The organism is Pseudomonas extremorientalis, from assembly GCF_001870465.1.
Lineage (GTDB): Bacteria > Pseudomonadota > Gammaproteobacteria > Pseudomonadales > Pseudomonadaceae > Aquipseudomonas > Aquipseudomonas extremorientalis.
This window is the reverse complement of sequence record NZ_MDGK01000015.1, coordinates 372409-392863: the sequence shown is the minus strand read 5'-3', so window position 1 is coordinate 392863 and position 20455 is coordinate 372409. Positions and strand designations below refer to the sequence as shown.

Below are 20455 nucleotides of genomic sequence, written 5' to 3'. Positions count from 1 at the left end.
TCTTGATGAACGCGCCTGCTGCTATCAGCCGCAGCCAGCGGGTCCGGGACCCGCATTGACGTGCAGGGTGACCGGAAATACCACCGCCAGTCACGAAAATGGAGAAACCTTCGGAAATACCATTGGCACGTTCCGGAAAAAGGGTTAAGGTGGCGCCACTGTGCTGCTTGTGTCACTGAGAATCTCTACACGATATGTTGAATTTCGATCCAACCATCTCCAAGAATTTTTCCTGCTCTTTGCACTCAGTCTCGGCCAGGGCTTTTCCTGAGTCGCAGTTAACTTTGTCCAAGGAGATACACCATGTCTAATCGCCAAACTGGTACCGTTAAGTGGTTCAACGATGAAAAAGGCTTCGGCTTCATCACTCCACAATCCGGTGACGACCTGTTCGTTCACTTCAAAGCTATCCAATCCGACGGCTTCAAAAGCCTGAAAGAAGGCCAACAGGTTTCTTTCATCGCTACCCGCGGTCAGAAAGGCATGCAAGCTGAAGAAGTTCAAGTTATCTAACTTGTACTGACTCAGTCAAAAAGACCCCGCCCTTAAAAGCGGGGTTTTTTTATGCCTGGGATTTGACCCTATGCCCCCTAATAAGACTCTGCATAAAACCAATGTGGGAGGGGGCTTGCCCCCGATAGCGGTGTGTCAGTCAATAAAGATTTGACTGAGTCACCGCTATCGGGGGCAAGCCCCCTCCCACATTCAAGCATTAAAGCTGGGTCGTTACTGAAACAACGACTCACTCGACAAGCCATTCTTCTCCAGGATCTCGCGCAAGCGCTTGAGCCCTTCTACCTGGATCTGCCGTACCCGCTCACGGGTCAGGCCGATCTCCAGGCCTACGTCTTCCAGGGTGCTGCTCTCATGGCCACGCAGGCCGAAGCGGCGAATCACCACCTCGCGCTGTTTGTCCGTGAGCTCCGACAACCACTGGTCAATGCTTTGGGACAGATCATCGTCCTGCAACAGCTCGCAAGGATCCGTAGGACGATCATCGGTCAGGGTGTCCAGCAGGGTTTTATCCGAATCCGGACCCAGCGAGACGTCGACCGAAGACACACGCTCGTTGAGGCCCAGCATGCGCTTCACCTCCCCTACCGGTTTTTCCAGCAGGTTGGCGATTTCTTCGGGCGAAGGTTCATGATCGAGTTTTTGAGTAAGCTCACGCGCTGCCCGCAGGTAGACGTTGAGCTCCTTGACCACATGGATCGGCAACCGGATCGTGCGGGTCTGATTCATGATCGCCCGTTCGATGGTCTGGCGAATCCACCAGGTGGCATAGGTCGAAAAGCGGAAACCCCGCTCAGGGTCGAACTTCTCCACCGCCCGGATCAGGCCCAGGTTGCCTTCCTCGATCAGGTCCAACAGGGACAGCCCGCGATTGACATAGCGTCGGGCGATTTTCACCACCAGGCGCAGGTTGCTTTCAATCATGCGCTTGCGCCCAGCCGGATCGCCCTTTTGCGACAAACGCGCAAAATGGACTTCTTCTTCGGGGGTCAGCAGAGGGGAAAAGCCGATTTCATTGAGATACAGCTGGGTCGCATCGAGCGCCCGTGTGTAGTCGATGTACTTGTGTTGCTTTAACGCGGTGGAGTTCTTGGATTTGGTGCGAACTGAAGGTACAGCAGGTCCCTCATTCGACATCGATTCCGTAGCGATACCGGTCTCCATCAGGAGAACCTCATCGTCGATGTCAAACTCCGGCGCTTCTTTACTGAGAGCCATTGTTATAGTCCTTTGGTGAGTTCGACCTCAAGCTCAAGCGGCGCCTTTATCCTTGGCAACGCTGGAGCCTGTTCCTTCTACGTGAGGGAACAGGCTGTGCAACATATCAACGACGGGGTAGGAATTGCAGTGGATCTACAGGCTTCCCTTGACGGCGAATCTCAAAGTGCAGTTTCACCCGGTCTGTACCAGTTGACCCCATTTCGGCAATTGTCTGTCCGACTTTGACCTGCTGCCCCTCCCGAACCAACAGCCTGCGGTTGTGACCGTAAGCACTGACGTAGGTATCGCTGTGTTTGATGATGACCAGCTCGCCGTAGCCCCGTAAACCACTCCCGGCGTACACCACTGTCCCATCAGACGCAGCTAAAACAGGCTGTCCCAAATCTCCGGCGATATCAATGCCTTTATTCAAACTACCGTTTGAAGAGAATTTTCCAATCAGCACTCCGTTTGAGGGCCATCCCCAACCGGTCGGTGCAGGCCCGGCAGGTGGCAGCGGCGCGGGTGCCGGCTTGCTTGCAGGAGCGGGCGCAGCGGTGCCTGCAGGCCGGGTAATGATGGTGGTTTTGCTGGAGGACGACGGCGAAGATCCGGTGTTTGTCACAACTGTCGTAGGCGCAGAACCGGTGCGGCCGTCGAAACGAATCGTCTGACCGGGATGTATCGTGTAGGGCACGGGAATATTGTTACGGGCTGCGAGCGCCTTGTAGTCCCAGCCATACCGGAAGGCAATCGAGAACAATGTGTCGCCTTTGCGCACCACGTATTGCCCGGTGGTCACCGTCGGCTTTTGCGGGACGGCATTGTTACGGTCAACCACCCGTGCGCCGCTGCTTGGCGAGCTGGAGCAGCCGACCAGCACGGAACTGAAGACGAGGCCAAGCACCAGTCGATGAAAGCTTGTTTTACTCATACGCTGCGCAAGACCTGTGAGACTCACCCGCCGCTCCCTTTGTGGTGGCTGAACATGAATGCCTGTATCAGGCTTGAAATATGACGCAAGTATAACTGGGCATTGGAGTTTTACCGGCACACGACGGAAACGAAACATTCATCGCGTTTAATTCCGACTCCCGATCATGTTGACTCGATGGACCCCGCCGTAAGACACATCCCCGCCAACAGAATTCACTGCCCGCGAACAAATGATCAGGCCAGCGGCCCATTGAGCAACGGCACAAAACGCACGGCCCCCAGCACATGCCGGGAAAAGCCTTCGTCCTCACGGATAATGAGCATCAATTGTTGCACTTCGCCGGATCCCACCGGGATCACCAGGCGTCCGCCTGGGGCAAGTTGATCGAGCAACGCTTGCGGGATATCGGTGGCCACAGCGGTGACGATGATGCCGTTGTACGGCGCCAGCGCCGGCCAGCCTTCCCAGCCGTCACCCCAGCGGAATACCACGTTGCGCAGGTTCAACTCCACCAGACGCTCCTTGGCCCGGTCTTGCAGCACCTTGATGCGCTCGACCGAGAACACCCGCTCCACCAGTTGCGCCAGCACGGCGGTCTGGTAGCCGGAGCCGGTGCCGATTTCCAGCACCTTGTCCAACGGCCCCGCCGCCAGCAGCAGCTCGCTCATGCGCGCCACCATGTACGGTTGGGAGATGGTCTGGTTATGGCCGATGGGCAACGCTGTGTCTTCGTAGGCTCGGTGAGCCAGGGCTTCATCGACAAACAGATGGCGAGGCGTACGCCGGATCACTTCCAGCACCTGAGCGTTGGACAACCCTTCTTCGTACAGGCGCTGGATCAGGCGTTCGCGGGTACGCTGGGACGTCATCCCGATGCCGCGACGCAGCAAGTCGTCTTGTTCACGGCCCATCAGCGCAGCCCCTCCAGCCAGCCATCGAGACCACTGAAGGCATCACTGAAGGTGCGATCAAATTGCAATGGGGTAATCGACACATAGCCTTGCATCACCGCATGAAAGTCCGTGCCTTCACCGCCATCTTCGGCATCACCCGCTGCGGCAATCCAATAGCCTTCCTTGCCACGCGGGTCGACCACCTTCAACGGCGCCGCCGCACGGGCACGATGGCCCAGGCGCGTCAGCTTGATACCGCGAATATGATCAAGGGGCAGGTTGGGAATATTGACGTTGAGCACCGTACGCGGTGGCAGATCCAGAGAGCCATGGGCCTCCACCAGCTTGCGCGCGAAATGCGCAGCGGTTGCCAGGTTATCCAGTTGCCGCGAGGCAAACGAAAAGGCGAACCCAGTACGACCCAGGAAGCGCCCCTCAAGGGCCGCCGCCACGGTCCCGGAATACAGCACATCATCCCCCAGGTTTGCACCCAGGTTGATGCCCGACACCACCAGGTCCGGCGCCTGCTCCAGCAGACTGTTGATTGCCAGGTGGACGCAGTCGGTAGGCGTGCCGTTCACACTGATAAAGCCATTGGCCAGGACTTGCGGGTGCAGCGGACGGTCGAGCGTCAACGAACTGCTGGCGCCACTCTTGTCCTGGTCGGGGGCAACCACCACGCACTCGGCATAATCCTGCAGCGCAGCATAAAGCGCGGCAAGACCGGGTGCGGTGGCACCGTCATCGTTTGATATCAGAATACGCATGGGTTGTCCGTCTGCCCCGCCGGCACCAGATCAACAAGCTCGCGCACCAACACAGTGGCGAAGCATCCGGCCGGCAGGACGAATTCCAATTGCAGAATGTCCAGCGAGGGATAATGCCACGTCAAACCGCCAATGGGCAGTCGAAGAATGCGACGTTCCTGGCTCATGCCGGCATTCACCAGCCAATCTCGCAGGTCGGCTTCACCAGCGGCAACCGCCTGTTCCAGCTCGAAGGTTGCACCACTGGCCGGCGAGTCGCCCTCGCCCCACTGCGGCCCGGTCGGGTGCAGGTCCAGGATTGCCAGGCGCGGGTCACTGCATTCCGCTTCGCCAGCCGGAAAAAAACTGCGGCTGTCGGTAAACGCCAGCAGGTCGCCGACCTGGGCCCGTTGCCACGAGCCATCGGCCACACGTGCCGCCAGCACTTTGTTGAACAAAAAGCTGCGGGCGGTGGACAACAACCGCGAACGCACATTGCGCTGTTCCGGCAAGGCTTTGCGGGCGGCCCACTCGCGAGCGTCCACGACATTGCCGCCGTTGTGGCCAAAACGCTGGGCACCGAAATAGTTGGGAATGCCGTGTTGGGCAATCTGTTGCAACCGCGCATCGATGGCTGCGGTATCACCGGCCAACTGCGTCAGGCGCAAAGTGAACCCATTGGCCGAATGCGCACCGCGCTGCAGCTTGCGCTTGTGGCGAGCGGTCTTGAGAACCTTGAGCGTGTCGTTCTCTGCCGCGCTCATGTCCGGGTCGGCCTTGCCCGGCAGTTGCACGCTGAACCATTGGCGAGTCAACGCCTGGCGATCCTTGAGCCCGGCATAGCTGACGGTGCGTAACGGCACGCCGGCCGCCCTGGCGATACGCCGCGCGGCTTCCTCGGTGTTGAGGCCGCGCTTTTCCACCCACAACCACAGGTGTTCGCCTTCGCCGGTCAGCGGAATGTCCAGCACTTCGTCAACCTGGAAGTCTTCGGCCGTCGCCTTCAGTACCGCGCTGCCCAAGGCCTCGCCATAGGCCCGAGGGCCCAGCAGGTGCAGGTCATTCATGCGCGCAGCAACAAGGCAACGGAGTGCACGGCAATGCCCTCTTCACGGCCGGTGAACCCGAGCTTTTCGGTGGTGGTGGCTTTCACGTTGACTTGATCCAGTTCAATTTGCAGGTCGGCGGCAATCAGCGCGCGCATCGACTCGATATGCGGGGCCATCTTCGGCGCCTGGGCCACGATGGTGTTGTCGACGTTGCCGACTTTCCAGCCCTTGGCATGGATCAGGCCAACCACATGGCGCAGCAAGACGCGGCTGTCCGCGCCCTTGAACGTCGGGTCGGTGTCCGGAAAGTGCTTGCCGATATCACCCAACGCCGCCGCGCCGAGCAAGGCATCGCTCAAGGCATGCAACACGACGTCGCCGTCGGAATGAGCCAGCAAACCATGGTGGTGCGCAATGCGCACGCCGCCCAGGGTGATGAAATCGCCTTCGGCGAAACGGTGCACATCGTAGCCGTGGCCAATACGCATAAAAAAACGCCCCGATTTAATTCAGGGCGTGATTCTACCTACTTTTGCCTCACATTAACCGAGCAAAGCACGGCCATGGTGTCGCAAATGGTCTTCGATGAAGCTGGCGATAAAGAAGTAGCTGTGGTCATAGCCCGGTTGCAGGCGCAGTTCCAGCGGGTGGTTGGCCGCCTTGGCTGCCTGCTGCAGGGCTTCGGGCTTGAGTTGCACGGCGAGGAAGTCGTCGCGGTCGCCCTGGTCAACCAGCAGTGGCAGCTTTTCCGTAGCTTCGCTGATCAGCACACAGGTGTCCCACTCGCGCCATTTTGAACGCTCTTCGCCCAAGTAGCGGGAGAACGCTTTCTGGCCCCACGGGCAATCCATCGGGTTGTTGATCGGCGAAAACGCCGACACCGACAGGTAGCGCCCGGGGTTGCGCAAGGCACAGACCAGCGCACCGTGGCCACCCATGGAGTGGCCGCTGATGCCACGTTTATCCGAGGCAGGGAAATGCCCTTCGATCAACGCCGGCAATTCTTGCACGACGTAGTCATACATCCGGTAGTGCTTGGCCCAGGGTTCCTGGGTGGCATTCAGATAAAAGCCGGCACCGAGACCGAAATCCCAGGCGTTATCCGGGTCGTCCGGCACACCCGGACCTCGCGGGCTGGTGTCCGGCGCCACGATGATCAACCCCAGCTCGGCAGCCATGCGCTGCGCGCCCGCCTTCTGCATGAAGTTCTCATCGGTGCAAGTGAGACCGGACAGCCAGTACAGCACCGGCAATTTGCCGCCCTGCTCCGCTTGCGGCGGCAGGTAGACAGCGAAGGTCATGTCACAACCAAGCACATCGGAATGATGCTTGTAGCGTTTATGCCAGCCGCCGAAACTCTTCTGGCACGACAGGTTTTCCAGACTCATGGCGAACCTCAGAAGTGGATGACGGTACGAATGCTCTTGCCTTCATGCATCAGGTCAAACGCTTTGTTGATGTCTTCCAGGCCCATGGTGTGGGTGATGAAGGTGTCCAGCGGGATCTCGCCGGTCTGGGCCATTTCTACGTAGCTTGGCAGTTCGGAGCGACCACGCACGCCACCGAAGGCCGAACCGCGCCAGACGCGACCGGTCACCAACTGGAATGGACGGGTGGCGATTTCCTGGCCGGCACCGGCCACGCCGATGATCACCGACTCGCCCCAGCCTTTGTGGCAGCACTCGAGGGCGGCGCGCATCAGTTGCACGTTGCCGATACATTCGAAGGAGAAGTCCACGCCGCCATCGGTGAGGTCGACGATCACGTCCTGGATCGGGCGATCGTAATCTTTCGGGTTGATGCAGTCGGTCGCCCCCAGTTGCTTGGCGATTTCAAACTTGGCCGGGTTGATATCGATGGCGATGATGCGACCCGCCTTGGCCTTGACCGCACCAATCACTGCCGACAGGCCGATACCGCCGAGGCCGAAGATGGCAACGGTATCGCCTGGCTTGACCTTGGCGGTGTTGATTACCGCGCCGATGCCCGTGGTGACGCCGCAACCGAGCAGGCAGACTTTTTCCAGCGGCGCCTCTTTAGGAATCCTGGCCACGGAGATTTCCGGCAGCACGGTGTACTCGGAGAACGTCGAAGTGCCCATGTAGTGGAAAATCGGCTGGCCTTTGTAGGAGAAACGCGTGGTGCCGTCCGGCATCAGGCCTTTGCCCTGGGTGGAACGGATGGCCTGGCACAGGTTGGTCTTGCCCGACAGGCAGAACTTGCACTTGCCGCATTCCGGGGTGTACAGCGGGATCACATGATCGCCCACGGCCACCGACGTCACGCCTTCGCCGATCGCTTCAACCACCGCGCCGCCTTCGTGACCGAGGATCGACGGGAAGATACCTTCCGGGTCGGCGCCCGACAGGGTATAGGCGTCGGTATGGCACACGCCGGACGCGACCACGCGCAACAGCACTTCACCCGCCTTGGGCATGGCGACATCCACTTCGACGATCTCAAGGGGCTTCTTGGCTTCGAAGGCTACGGCGGCGCGGGACTTGATCATCCAGGTTTCTCCAGGAGGTTAAAAAACTGAGTGCGTGAGTGTAAAACATGCCTGACTGATGAATAATCCAGGCAAAAGCAAAACTTTATTGCTGTACAGGGATAATCCACGTGCTTGAAAACCGCTGGGAAGGTATCGACGAATTTGTCGCGGTGGCCGAATGCGGCCAATTCACAGCGGCTGCGGAACGGCTGGGGGTGTCGTCTTCCCATATCAGCCGGCAGGTGGCGCGTCTGGAAGAACGCCTGCAAACCCGCTTGTTATATCGCAGTACGCGCAAAGTGACGTTGACCGAAGCAGGCCAGACGTTCCTGCAACACTGCCAACGCCTGCAGGACGGGCGTGAAGAAGCCCTGCGCGCCGTAGGTGACCTCACCAGCGAGCCCAAGGGCATGTTGCGCATGACCTGCGCGGTGGCGTATGGCGAGCGCTTTATCGTGCCGCTGGTCACCCGGTTCATGGGGCTGTATCCGCAGTTGCGGGTGGATATCGAGCTGAGCAACCGCCAGTTGGACCTGGTGCACGAAGGCCTCGACCTGGCGATCCGCCTGGGGCGTCTGCAGGATTCGCGCATGGTCGCCAGCCGACTGGCGCCGAGGCGCATGTACCTGTGTGCGTCGCCGTCCTACCTCGCTCGGTATGGTCGGCCACATAGCTTGTCGGAATTGAGCCGGCATAACTGTCTCATCGGCAGCTCGGATATCTGGCAACTGGCCCAGGACGGCCGGGAGTTTTCCCAGCGCGTGCAGGGAAATTGGCGCTGCAACAGCGGGCAAGCGGTGCTGGATGCGGCGCTACAGGGCGTCGGGTTGTGCCAGTTGCCGGACTATTACGTGCTGGAGCATTTGCACAGTGGCGCGCTGGTGTCGCTGCTGGAGGCGCATCAACCGCCGAATACGGCAGTGTGGGCGCTGTATCCACAGCAGAGGCATTTGTCGCCGAAGGTCAGGAAGTTGGTGGATTTCTTGAAGGAGGGGCTGGCTGAAAGGCCGGAGTACAGCAGTTGACTGTTGGTGGTTTGGACGGGCCTCATCGGGGGCAAGCCCCCCTCCCACACTTGGAATGTATTTCAATGTGGGAGGGGGCTTGCCCCCGATGAGGTCGACACGGTATCGCAGATTACCTGCGGTTGACCCACCGCAGCCGTAGCCATTCCAGATCTTCCGGCCGGGTCACCTTGATGTTGTCCGAGCGCCCTTCGATCAGGCGTGGCGACTGGCCGGACCACTCCATGGCCGAAGCTTCATCGGTAATCACCGCATCCGCCACCAGGCTGTCGGCCAAGGCACGATGCAAAGCCCCCAGGCGGAACATCTGCGGCGTATAAGCCTGCCAGATCAGGCTGCGATCGACGGTCTCGACCACACGGCCACGCTTGTCGACGCGCTTGAGGGTATCGCGGGCCGGTACGGCCAACAGGCCGCCGACCGGGTCGTCCGCCAGTTCGGCGAGCAAGCTGTCCAGATCATCACGGCTCAGGTTCGGCCGTGCAGCATCGTGGACCAGCACCCAATCGTCATCACTGGCGCCCAGGGCATTGAGCTGAAGCAGCGCATTGAGCACAGACCCCGAACGCTCGTCGCCGCCGTCCGCACGCACGACGCGTGGGTCGTTGGCACAAGGCAGGTTGGGCCAGTAAGGATCATCGACAGCAAGACTGACCACCAACCCTTTAAGGTCTGGATGGCCAAGAAAACAGCCAAGGCTGTGTTCGAGAATAGTGCGCCCGCCCAGTTGCAGATATTGCTTGGGACGGTCCGCGGCCATACGGGCACCGACGCCCGCGGCAGGAATCACGGCCCAGAAGGCCGGCAAACGGCTACTCATTGGGCCAACTGGTAGAGGGTTTCACCCTCCTTGACCATGCCCAATTCATGACGAGCCCGCTCTTCAACGGTCTCCGTACCTTTTTTCAACTCAAGCACTTCGGCATCGAGGACGCGGTTGCGCTCCAGCAGGCGTTCGTTTTCGGCGTGCTGGTCGGCAATTTGCTGGGTCAGGTCTTTTACCTGCGCAAAGCTGCCATTACCCACCCATAGGCGGTACTGCAGGCCAGCCAGCAACAAGAGCAAGACGAGGAACAACCAATTGGGACTGCGCATCGAATATCGGGTATCCAGTGAAAAAAGACCGCCATGCAAAACTTTTGCAGCAACTGATAGCACGAAGCCTGGAAAAACCAGGCTTGTGCTTGATAGCCATCAGATTAGCGTCGAAATCCACACTGTCGTGAGTTTTCCGACGCAATCCGCCGACTTTTTACCATGTTTCACCATCAACTAGCGATCAGCCGCGAAACTCGCCGCGACCGTTGTACTTGGCCTTGCCAGCCAGTTGCTCTTCGATACGCAGCAATTGGTTGTACTTGGAAACACGGTCGGAACGGCACAGGGAACCGGTCTTGATCTGGCCAGCCGAGGTGCCCACGGCCAGGTCGGCAATGGTCGAATCTTCGGTTTCGCCGGAGCGGTGCGAGATCACGGCGGTGTAGCCCGCAGCCTTGGCCATCTGGATGGCCTCCAGGGTTTCGGTCAGGGTGCCGATCTGGTTGAACTTGATCAGGATCGAGTTGGCGATCTTTTTATCGATGCCTTCTTTCAGGATCTTGGTGTTGGTCACGAACAGGTCGTCGCCCACCAGTTGGATTTTCTCGCCGATCTTGTCGGTGAGGATTTTCCAGCCGTCCCAGTCGGACTCGTCCAGGCCGTCTTCGATCGAGATGATCGGGTAGCGCTGGGTCAGGCCCTTCAGGTATTCGGCGAAACCTTCGGAGTTGAACACCTGGCCTTCGCCGGACAGGTTGTACTTACCGTCCTCGTAGAACTCGCTGGCCGCGCAGTCCAGGGCCAGGGTCACGTCGGTGCCCAGCTTGTAGCCAGCGTTGGCCACGGCTTCGGAGATCACTTTCAGTGCATCTTCGTTGGACGCCAGGTTCGGTGCAAAACCGCCTTCGTCACCCACCGCAGTGCTCAGGCCACGGGCCTTCAGCACAGCCTTGAGGTGATGGAAAATCTCGGTGCCCATGCGCAGGCCTTCGGAGAAAGACTTGGCGCCGACCGGCTGTACCATGAATTCCTGGATGTCGACGTTGTTATCGGCATGCTCGCCACCGTTGATGATGTTCATCATCGGTACCGGCATCGAGTAGACGCCCGGGGTGCCGTTCAGGTTGGCAATGTGCGCGTACAGCGGCAAGTCCTGGTCCTGTGCGGCGGCCTTGGCGGCGGCCAGGGACACGGCGAGGATGGCGTTGGCGCCCAGGCTGCCTTTGTTTTCGGTGCCATCGAGCTTGATCATCGCGTGGTCCAGGGCTTTCTGGTCCAGCGGGTCCTTGCCCAGCAACAGGTCACGGATCGGGCCGTTGATGTTGGCCACGGCTTTCAGTACACCTTTGCCCAGGTAACGGCCCTTGTCGCCATCACGCAGTTCCAGCGCTTCGCGCGAACCGGTAGAAGCACCGGACGGCGCGCAGGCGCTGCCGATGATGCCGTTATCGAGAAGCACGTCGGCTTCGACGGTGGGGTTGCCACGGGAGTCGAGAACTTCACGACCTTTGATGTCGACGATTTTTGCCATTGTTGTAAACACTCCAAAGTTGACGAAAACGACGCAGCTGAAGGGAATCTTTTGACCGACCGCAAGGGTGGAACAACGGGGCAGGCTTGCAGGCGACAAGGCTCAGGCCCATAGGCCTGAGCGTAAAGCGTGGGAAAGTCTACCGGAGAAACGACGCTTACGCGGTCTCTACCGTCGGAAAACTCTTGACCAGTTCGTCCAACTGCTTGAGCTGGGCCAGGAACGGCTCCAGCTTGTCCAGGCGCAGGGCACATGGGCCGTCGCATTTGGCGTTGTCCGGGTCCGGGTGGGCTTCCAGGAACAGGCCAGCCAGGGACTGGCTGATGCCTGCCTTGGCCAGGTCCAGCACCTGGGCACGACGCCCGCCCGCGGAATCGGCGCGACCACCGGGCATTTGCAGCGCGTGGGTCACGTCGAAGAACACCGGGTATTCGAACTGTTTCATGATGCCGAAACCAAGCATGTCCACCACGAGGTTGTTGTAGCCGAAGCTCGAACCCCGCTCGCAGAGGATCAGTTGGTCGTTACCCGCTTCCACGCACTTGTTCAGGATGTGTTTCATCTCTTGGGGTGCGAGGAACTGGGCTTTCTTGATATTGATCACAGCGCCGGTCCTGGCCATCGCGACGACCAGGTCGGTCTGGCGCGACAGGAAGGCCGGCAACTGGATGATGTCGCACACCTCGGCGACCACGGCAGCCTGCTCAGGCTCGTGGACGTCGGTGATGATCGGCACGCCGAAGGCTTGCTTGATGTCCTGGAAGATCCGCATGCCTTCTTCAAGGCCCGGGCCGCGATAGGAGGTCACGGACGAACGGTTGGCCTTGTCGAAGCTGGCCTTGAATACGTAAGGGATACCGAGCTTCTCGGTGACCTTGACGTACTCTTCACAGACCTGCATCGCCATGTCACGGCTTTCCAGCACGTTCATGCCACCGAACAGCACCATGGGCTTGTCGTTGGCAATCTCGATGTCGCCTACGCGAATGATCTTCTGGGCCATCAGGGTTACGCCTTCTTCTGGTGTTGCGTCAGGGCTGCCTTGACGAAACCGCTGAACAACGGGTGACCGTCGCGCGGCGTCGAGGTGAACTCAGGGTGGAACTGGCACGCCACGAACCACGGATGATCCGGCGCCTCGACCACTTCAACCAGCGCGCCGTCACCGGAGCGACCGGAGATCTTCAGGCCGGCCTCTTTGATCTGCGGCAGCAGGTTGTTGTTCACTTCGTAGCGGTGACGGTGACGCTCGACAATCACGTCCTTGCCGTAGCAGTCGTGAACCAGCGAGCCCGGCTCCAGCAGGCAGTCCTGCGCGCCAAGGCGCATGGTGCCGCCCAGGTCGGAGGCTTCGGTGCGGACTTCGACGGCGCCGGTGGCATCTTCCCACTCGGTGATCAGGCCCACGACCGGGTGACCGCTCTTACTGTCGAACTCGGTGGAGTTGGCGTCTTTCCAGCCCAGCACGTTACGGGCGAATTCGATGACAGCCACTTGCATGCCCAGGCAGATCCCCAGGTACGGCACCTTGTTTTCACGAGCGTACTGAACCGCGGTGATCTTGCCTTCCACGCCACGCAGGCCGAAACCGCCTGGCACGAGGATCGCGTCGACACCTTCGAGCAGCGCGGTGCCCTGGTTCTCGATGTCTTCGGAGTCGATGTAGCGCAGGTTGACCTTGGTACGGTTGCTGATACCCGCGTGGCTCATCGCTTCGATCAGCGACTTGTACGCGTCCAGCAGCTCCATGTACTTGCCGACCATGGCGATGGTGACTTCGTGCTCAGGGTTGAGCTTGGCGTCGACCACGGCTTCCCACTCGGACAGGTCCGCGCCGTTGCATTGCAGGCCGAAGCGCTCGACCACAAAATCGTCCAGGCCTTGGGAGTGCAGGATGCCCGGGATCTTGTAGATGGTGTCGGCGTCTTCCAGCGCGATCACCGCACGTTCTTCAACGTTGGTGAATTGCGCGATCTTGCGACGCGAGGAAATGTCGATCGGGTGATCGGAGCGGCACACCAGCACGTCCGGCTGCAGGCCGATGGAACGCAGTTCCTTGACCGAGTGCTGGGTAGGCTTGGTTTTGGTCTCGCCGGCGGTGGCGATGTACGGCACCAGGGTCAGGTGCATCAGCATCGCGCGCTTGGCGCCGACTTCGAAACGCAACTGGCGGATGGCTTCGAGGAACGGTTGGGACTCGATGTCACCCACGGTGCCACCGATCTCGACCATCGCCACGTCGGCATCGCCGGCACCCTTGATGATGCGGCGCTTGATTTCGTCGGTGATGTGCGGGATCACCTGGATGGTTGCACCCAGGTAGTCACCACGGCGCTCCTTGCGCAGCACGTGCTCGTAGACACGGCCGGTGGTGAAGTTGTTGTTCTGGGTCATGGTCGTGCGGATGAACCGCTCGTAGTGGCCCAGGTCCAGGTCGGTTTCGGCGCCGTCGTGGGTGACGAACACTTCACCGTGCTGGAACGGGCTCATGGTGCCCGGGTCAACGTTGATGTAGGGGTCCAGCTTGAGCATGGTGACCTTAAGTCCCCGCGCCTCCAGGATGGCCGCCAATGAAGCGGAGGCAATGCCTTTCCCCAATGAAGAAACAACACCGCCCGTGACGAATATGTAGCGCGTCATGAAAAACCCTAGAAGTCTGCGTTAAAGCGGTCCGAGCCGCCGGGGAAAGCGAAGGAAGGCCGAAGCCCCCGATCACCTGCATTAATCACAGTGCACCTTTCAAAAAAACCGCCGCGTGGTGACAGACCAGCAATGAAACACCGGTACGTTGATCGCTACACATTTTTTGGAATCGCCCAGCAAAGACTGCTTGGTAATCGGCAACTGCTGCGATTCAGTCGAATCCACAGAAGTTGTATCAAGAAGGGAGCGTAGTCTACCGGAAAGGCGCTATCAGCTCAAACCTTGATCGCAGGTCTGTGGCATCCAATGTAATTGCCAGTCATCACTTGCCGCCGGCCACAGTCCCGCAAGGCTGGGTGCACCCAGCAATTGCTGGCCGCGATAGAGCAGCGGCAATCTGCCACGGACGAAACCCGGCAGGCCACTTTCGTTAAGCAGGCGCTTCAAGTCACGCCGGCCTCGACCGGGTACGTCGAGGATTTCGCCGCCCTGGCGGTAGCGGACCTCCAGCGGGCCTGCGGGCACGCTGCCCGTGAACGTCAACTGACCATTGCCGGGTAACTCTAGTGTTTTTTGTGGATCGGACCAGCTCAGCGATGCGTCGGAAAATTCTGATCCTGCACGGGGCAGCCACCAGATGCGCTCGCCACCGCGATGCAACTCACCGTCGGCCAGGCGCCATAAAGGTTGTGCGTCACCCCTGGCATCGCGCAGGGAATACCAGCCTGCCCAGTGGTCACTGTCGGGCAGGCGCGTCAGCGGCGTCAGCCAATGACGCAGGGCGTTGCGCTGACGGGCGTCGGAAAGCTCACGCAGCGGCGCAAGAGCCAAGGACGGCAAATTCAGCCAGGGAAAAGGGGAAGGTTGATCGGCGGCCTGCAGGTCCATCTGCGCCAGCTCATCGAGCAGGCCCTGGGCTTCACTCAGGTGTTCGGCGGTGCGCGCCAGGCTTGAGAAGGCCTGAGGCCAGCGTTCCGTCAGTGCAGGAAGCACGCGGTGACGCAGGTAATTACGGGAGAAACGCAAATCTGCGTTGGAAGGGTCTTCGATCCATTTGAGCTGATACTGGCGTGCGTAGGCTTCCAACTCGTCCCTGGAGACACGCAACAATGGCCTTACCAGGTAGCCACTTGCCAATCGGCGCTGCACGGGCATCGCTGCCAACCCGCGCACCCCAGCCCCACGCAGCAGGCGGAACAACAGTGTTTCTGCCTGGTCTTCACGATGCTGGCCGGTGAGCATCACCTGCCCCGCCCCGATCACCTCGGTAAATGCCTGGTAGCGCGCGTCACGGGCGGCACGCTCGAGGCTGGCGCCCGGTTGTACCTGCACGCCCATCACGCGCAAAGGCACGCCCAGGCTGTCACAGATCGACTGGCAATGAGCCGGCCACGCGTCGGCGGCAGCCTGCAGGCCATGGTGGACATGGACAGCGCTGAGGGGTGGCAGGGTTTCGGTTTTCGCCAGGTTGGCCAGGAGGTGCAGCAGGACGGTGGAATCAAGGCCACCGGAGAGTGCGATGTGCCAGGCCGGGGCGTTGCGCCAAGGCGCTAGGATTTGCACGAGTTTGGCGGGCAGAGCCGGTTTCATGACAAGTTACCGCCTCTGGTCTGGAATACGCTCACCAAGCATACACAACGCAAATGTGGGAGGGGGCTTGCCCCCGATAGCGGTGGGCCAGTCCTGGATACATTGACTGACACTCAGCAATCGGGGCAAGCCCCCTCCCACATTTGGGTATTGCGTGGGTCTTAGAGACCGTAGCTCATCAGGCGCTCGTAACGACGAGCCAGCAGCGCTTCGTTATCCAGCTTCTTGAGCATCGCCAGTTGCGAACCCAGTTCAGCACGGATGGTCGCAGCAGCAGCAGCCGGGTCACGGTGAGCGCCGCCCAATGGCTCGGCGATCACTTTGTCCACGATCCCAAGGCCTTTGAGGCGATCGGCGGTGATGCCCATGGCTTCGGCAGCGTCCGGTGCCTTTTCGGCGGTTTTCCATAGGATCGAGGCGCAACCTTCCGGCGAGATCACCGCGTAGGTCGAGTATTGCAGCATGTTCAACTGGTCGCAGACGCCGATGGCCAGTGCACCGCCGGAACCGCCTTCACCAATCACGGTGGCAATGATCGGGGTTTTCAGGCGGGCCATGACGCGCAGGTTCCAGGCGATAGCCTCGCTCTGGTTACGCTCTTCGGCGTCGATCCCCGGATAAGCGCCCGGGGTGTCGATGAAGGTCAGGATCGGCATCTTGAAGCGCTCGGCCATTTCCATCAGGCGGCACGCCTTGCGGTAGCCCTCTGGACGCGGCATGCCAAAGTTGCGACGGACCTTCTCGCGCACTTCACGGCCTTTCTGGTGACCGATCACCATCACCGGCTGGTCGTCCAGGCGAGCGATACCGCCGACGATGGCCGCGTCGTCGGAGAAGTGGCGGTCGCCATGCAGCTCGTCGAACTCGGTGAAGATGTGCTGAATGTAGTCCAGGGTGTACGGGCGGCGCGGGTGGCGAGCCAGGCGCGCAATCTGCCAGCTGGTCAGCTTGCCGAAGATGTCTTCGGTGAGCGTTTTGCTCTTGTCTTGCAGGCGGGAGATCTCATCGCCGATATTCAGCGAATTGTCATTGCCGACCAGGCGCAGCTCTTCGATCTTGGCTTGCAGGTCAGCGATCGGCTGTTCGAAATCAAGAAAATTCGGGTTCATAAGCGTCCGTCTTGGGTCGACGGCCAGGGCATGCCTGGCCAGCCGGTTGTCTATTCGCGCCCTACCTTAAGGGAGAGGCGCGTTTAGGTCGAGATTAAATGTTTAGCCGAGGTCAGACATATCTGACCATCAACGGTATTGGAGGAAGACGTTGTCTCGCCCGAACTGGTCACGCAAAGCTTGAATCAAGCCATCAGCGGGATCGATTCGCCAGGTCTCGCCAAACTGCAACATGGCCTTGGCGTCATTGCCGGTGTACTCCATGGTCACCGGGCACGCGCCACGGTGGCGTTTGAGCAGGTCGCCCAACCAGCGTAGCTGATCGCCCTTGAGCGCTTCGGTTTTCACCTTCAAGCGCAGGCTCTCGGCCAGATTGGTGCGCGCATCTTCCATGCTCATCACCCGCTTGATCCGCAGGCGCAGGCCGCCGGAGAAGTCATCGTTGCTGACCTCCCCTTCGACGACCACCATGGCGTCGGTCTGCAACAACGACTGGGCGGAGTGGAACGCGTCGGCAAACAGCGACGCTTCGATGCGGCCCGAGCGGTCATCGAGGGTGATAAACCCCATCTTGTCGCCCTTCTTGTTCTTCATCACCCGCAGGGCAATGATCATGCCGGCGACGGTCTGGGTGTCCCGCGCCGGTTTCAGGTCGATGATGCGCTGACGGGCGAAGCGACGGATTTCACCTTCGTATTCGTCAATCGGATGGCCGGTCAGGTACAAGCCCAGGGTATCTTTCTCACCCTTGAGGCGTTCCTTGAGGGTCAGTTCCTTGGCCTTGCGGTGGTTACCGTAGACATCCGCATCGTCTTCGACGAACAACCCGCCAAACAGGTCGGCATGGCCGCTGTCATGGGTACGTGCAGTCTGTTCGGCCGCCTTGATCGCTTCTTCCATGGCGGCGAGCAGCACGGCACGGTTACGGTCGATATTGGCCTGGTAAGCCTTCGGCTCGTCATGGAAATACGGGCCGAGACGGTCGAGCGCGCCGCTGCGGATCAGGCCATCGAGGGTTCGTTTGTTGATGCGCTTGAGGTCCACCCGTGCGCAGAAGTCGAACAGGTCCTTGAACGGACCGTCCTGGCGCGCTTCGGTAATGGCTTCCACCGGGCCTTCACCGACGCCTTTGATCGCGCCCAGGCCATAGATGATGCGGCCTTCGTCGTTTACCGTGAACTTGAACTCCGAGGCGTTCACATCCGGCGCATCAAGGCGCAGCTTCATGGTGCGCACTTCCTCGATCAAGGTCACGACCTTGTCGGTGTTGTGCATATCCGCCGAAAGTACCGCAGCCATGAACGGCGCCGGGTAGTGGGCTTTCAGCCAGGCAGTCTGGTACGACACCAGGCCGTAGGCGGCGGAGTGGGATTTGTTGAAGCCGTAACCGGCGAATTTCTCCACCAGGTCGAAGATGTTACCCGCGAGGTCGGCGTCGATATTGTTGGTCGCGCAACCTTCAATGAAACCACCGCGCTGCTTGGCCATTTCCTCGGGTTTTTTCTTACCCATGGCTCGACGCAGCATGTCCGCGCCACCCAGGGTGTAACCGGCCATCACCTGGGCAATCTGCATCACCTGTTCCTGATACAGGATGATGCCGTAGGTCGGTGCCAATACCGGCTTGAGGCCTTCGTACTGGTAGTCCGAGTGCGGGTAGGCCAGCTCGGCGCGCCCGTGTTTACGGTTGATAAAGTCGTCCACCATGCCCGATTGCAGCGGGCCCGGACGGAACAGGGCCACCAGTGCGATCAAGTCTTCCAGGCAGTCGGGCTTGAGCTTTTTGATCAGCTCTTTCATGCCACGCGATTCAAGCTGGAACACCGCCGTGGTTTCGGCTTTTTGCAGCAGGGTGTAGGTCGGCTTGTCGTCCAGCGGGATGAAAGCGATGTCCAGCGGTTCTTCGCCCACCTTGGCGCGGTCGCGGTTGATGGTCTTGAGCGCCCAGTCGATGATGGTCAGGGTCCGCAGGCCGAGGAAGTCGAACTTCACCAGGCCGGCCGCCTCCACGTCATCCTTGTCGAACTGGGTGACCAGGCCGTCGCCTTCTTCATCGCAATAGATCGGCGAAAAGTCAGTCAACTTTGTCGGCGCGATGACCACGCCACCCGCGTGCTTACCGACGTTACGCACCACGCCTTCAAGCTTGCGGGCCATCTCCCAGATCTCGGCCGCTTCTTCATCGACCTTGATGAAGTCGCGCAAGATTTCTTCCTGCTCGTAGGCCTTTTCCAGGGTCATGCCGACTTCGAACGGGATCATCTTCGACAGGCGATCCGCCAGGCCGTACGACTTGCCCTGCACCCGGGCCACGTCGCGGATTACCGCTTTGGCCGCCATGGAACCGAAGGTGATGATCTGGCTTACCGCGTTGCGGCCGTATTTCTCGGCCACATACTCGATCACGCGGTCACGGCCATCCATGCAGAAGTCGACGTCGAAGTCGGGCATGGAAACCCGTTCCGGGTTCAAGAAACGTTCGAACAGCAGGTCATATTCCAACGGATCGAGGTCGGTGATCTTTTGCACATAGGCCACCAGCGAACCGGCACCTGACCCCCGGCCCGGACCAACCGGCACGCCGTTGTTCTTGGCCCACTGGATAAAGTCCATCACGATCAGGAAGTAACCGGGGAATCCCATCTGGATGATGATATCCAGCTCGAAATTCAGCCGGTCCACATAAACCTGGCGCTTGGCCTCGTAATCTTCGGTGGTGTCCCTGGGCAGCAGAACGGCCAGCCGCTCTTCCAGCCCGTCGAACGAGACTTTGCGGAAGTACTCGTCGATGGTCATGCCATCCGGAATCGGGAAGTTGGGCAGGAAGTGCTTGCCCAGCTTGACCTCGATATTGCAGCGCTTGGCGATCTCGACGGAGTTTTCCAGGGCCTCGGGCAGGTCGCTGAACAGCTCGGCCATTTCCTCAGCGCTTTTGAGGTACTGCTCTTCGCTGTAGTTCTTCGAACGACGCGGGTCATCCAGGGCCCGGCCTTCACCGATGCACACGCGGGTTTCGTGGGCTTCGAAGTCTTCCTTCTTGATGAAGCGCACGTCGTTGGTCGCCACCAGTGGCGCGCCCAGCTTGTCGGCCAGGGCCACGGCAGCGTGCAGGTGCTCTTCATCGTTGGGGCGGTTGGTCCGCTGGACTTCCAGGTAAAAACGGTCGGGGAAGACCTGCATCCATTCCCTGGCCAGCACTTCGGCTTCCTGGGGGTTGCCGCCCAGCAGCGCGATACCGATTTCGCCCTCTTTGGCGGCCGACAGCATGATCAGGCCTTCGCTGGCCTCGGCGACCCATTCGCGCTCGATGATGATCGAGCCATTGCGCTGGCCGTCAATGAAACCACGGGAAATCAGTTCAGTGAGGTTGCGGTAACCCACGCCGTTCATCGCCAGCAGGCTGATGCGGCTCAGGGGGTTATCCGGGTCTTTGTTGGACAGCCACAGGTCGGCGCCGCAGATCGGCTTGATGCCGGCGCCCATGGCGTTCTTGTAGAACTTGACCAGGGAACACATGTTGTTCTGATCGGTGACCGCCACCGCAGGCATGTTCATGCCCACCAGGGTTTTGACCAGCGGTTTGATCCGTACCAGGCCGTCGACCAGGGAGTATTCAGTGTGCAGGCGTAGGTGAACGAATGAAGCCGGCATAGTGATCTCTTATACGTGGAAACAACAAGGCCCGGATTG

Annotated in this window: 18 protein-coding genes; 2 read left to right on the top strand and 16 right to left on the bottom strand. The window is 60.0% G+C overall.

The window, feature by feature from the left end:
• The first annotated feature begins 303 nt into the window (after window positions 1–303).
• Complete coding sequence (locus BFN10_RS05545) at window positions 304–513, top strand: cold-shock protein (RefSeq protein ID WP_002554837.1); 210 nt, start codon at window positions 304–306, stop codon at window positions 511–513.
• Window positions 514–726: 213 nt separating this feature from the next.
• Here BFN10_RS05545 and rpoS read toward each other — a convergent pair whose 3' ends face one another.
• The 8 genes from rpoS to BFN10_RS05505 form a co-directional block, all read right to left on the bottom strand.
• Window positions 727–1731, bottom strand: coding sequence for an RNA polymerase sigma factor RpoS (gene rpoS, locus BFN10_RS05540; protein ID WP_025855149.1), 1005 nt, complete (start codon window positions 1729–1731; stop codon window positions 727–729).
• 106 nt (window positions 1732–1837) lie between these two features.
• A complete protein-coding gene (locus BFN10_RS05535) occupies window positions 1838–2674 on the bottom strand; it encodes a peptidoglycan DD-metalloendopeptidase family protein (RefSeq protein ID WP_071488816.1) in 837 nt (278 codons plus the stop codon).
• A 209-nt stretch (window positions 2675–2883) separates the two neighbouring features.
• The gene (locus BFN10_RS05530; protein WP_170856035.1) at window positions 2884–3519 is read right to left on the bottom strand and encodes a protein-L-isoaspartate(D-aspartate) O-methyltransferase; all 636 of its coding nucleotides are present in this window, start codon (window positions 3517–3519) and stop codon (window positions 2884–2886) included.
• 41 nt (window positions 3520–3560) lie between these two features.
• Window positions 3561–4310: a 5'/3'-nucleotidase SurE gene (gene surE / locus BFN10_RS05525; protein ID WP_071488814.1), complete on the bottom strand. Its 750-nt coding sequence runs from the start codon at window positions 4308–4310 to the stop codon at window positions 3561–3563.
• Entirely contained in the window at window positions 4298–5356 is a 1059-nt protein-coding gene (gene truD, locus BFN10_RS05520) for a tRNA pseudouridine(13) synthase TruD (protein WP_071488813.1), read from the bottom strand. Before truD ends, surE begins: the two co-directional genes overlap by 13 nt.
• Window positions 5353–5826: a 2-C-methyl-D-erythritol 2,4-cyclodiphosphate synthase gene (gene ispF / locus BFN10_RS05515; RefSeq protein WP_012722614.1), complete on the bottom strand. Its 474-nt coding sequence runs from the start codon at window positions 5824–5826 to the stop codon at window positions 5353–5355. Before ispF ends, truD begins: the two co-directional genes overlap by 4 nt.
• 54 nt (window positions 5827–5880) lie before the next feature.
• Window positions 5881–6726, bottom strand: a complete 846-nt coding sequence (fghA, locus tag BFN10_RS05510; RefSeq protein WP_071488812.1) for an S-formylglutathione hydrolase — start codon at window positions 6724–6726, stop codon at window positions 5881–5883.
• A gap of 8 nt (window positions 6727–6734) precedes the next feature.
• Window positions 6735–7847: an S-(hydroxymethyl)glutathione dehydrogenase/class III alcohol dehydrogenase gene (locus tag BFN10_RS05505; RefSeq protein ID WP_071488811.1), complete on the bottom strand. Its 1113-nt coding sequence runs from the start codon at window positions 7845–7847 to the stop codon at window positions 6735–6737.
• Window positions 7848–7957: 110 nt separating this feature from the next.
• Between BFN10_RS05505 and BFN10_RS05500 the strand changes: the two genes are divergently transcribed.
• Entirely contained in the window at window positions 7958–8854 is an 897-nt protein-coding gene (locus tag BFN10_RS05500; RefSeq protein ID WP_071488810.1) for a LysR substrate-binding domain-containing protein, read from the top strand.
• Window positions 8855–8966: 112 nt separating this feature from the next.
• Here the strand turns inward: BFN10_RS05500 and ispD are convergent, their stop codons facing one another.
• The 8 genes from ispD to dnaE form a co-directional block, all read right to left on the bottom strand.
• Window positions 8967–9674 carry a 2-C-methyl-D-erythritol 4-phosphate cytidylyltransferase gene (gene ispD, locus BFN10_RS05495; RefSeq protein WP_071488809.1) on the bottom strand — a complete coding sequence of 236 codons (708 nt, stop codon included), beginning with the start codon at window positions 9672–9674 and terminating at the stop codon, window positions 8967–8969.
• On the bottom strand, window positions 9671–9949 hold the full coding sequence (gene ftsB / locus BFN10_RS05490) for a cell division protein FtsB (RefSeq protein ID WP_003172294.1): 279 nt from the start codon (window positions 9947–9949) through the stop codon (window positions 9671–9673). The genes ispD and ftsB overlap by 4 nt, the downstream gene beginning before the upstream one ends.
• Window positions 9950–10133: 184 nt before the next feature.
• On the bottom strand, window positions 10134–11423 hold the full coding sequence (eno, locus tag BFN10_RS05485; RefSeq protein ID WP_071488808.1) for a phosphopyruvate hydratase: 1290 nt from the start codon (window positions 11421–11423) through the stop codon (window positions 10134–10136).
• Window positions 11424–11580: 157 nt separating this feature from the next.
• Entirely contained in the window at window positions 11581–12426 is an 846-nt protein-coding gene (gene kdsA, locus BFN10_RS05480) for a 3-deoxy-8-phosphooctulonate synthase (protein WP_027604465.1), read from the bottom strand.
• Between the two features lie 5 nt (window positions 12427–12431).
• Window positions 12432–14063 (bottom strand): CTP synthase, encoded by a 1632-nt coding sequence (locus BFN10_RS05475; protein WP_071488807.1) that lies wholly within the window; start codon window positions 14061–14063, stop codon window positions 12432–12434.
• A 273-nt stretch (window positions 14064–14336) separates the two neighbouring features.
• Window positions 14337–15656, bottom strand: a complete 1320-nt coding sequence (gene tilS / locus BFN10_RS05470; protein WP_071488806.1) for a tRNA lysidine(34) synthetase TilS — start codon at window positions 15654–15656, stop codon at window positions 14337–14339.
• Between the two features lie 161 nt (window positions 15657–15817).
• On the bottom strand, window positions 15818–16765 hold the full coding sequence (locus BFN10_RS05465) for an acetyl-CoA carboxylase carboxyltransferase subunit alpha (protein WP_058425278.1): 948 nt from the start codon (window positions 16763–16765) through the stop codon (window positions 15818–15820).
• Between the two features lie 129 nt (window positions 16766–16894).
• A complete protein-coding gene (gene dnaE / locus BFN10_RS05460) occupies window positions 16895–20416 on the bottom strand; it encodes a DNA polymerase III subunit alpha (protein WP_071488805.1) in 3522 nt (1173 codons plus the stop codon).
• Window positions 20417–20455: the final 39 nt, after the last annotated feature.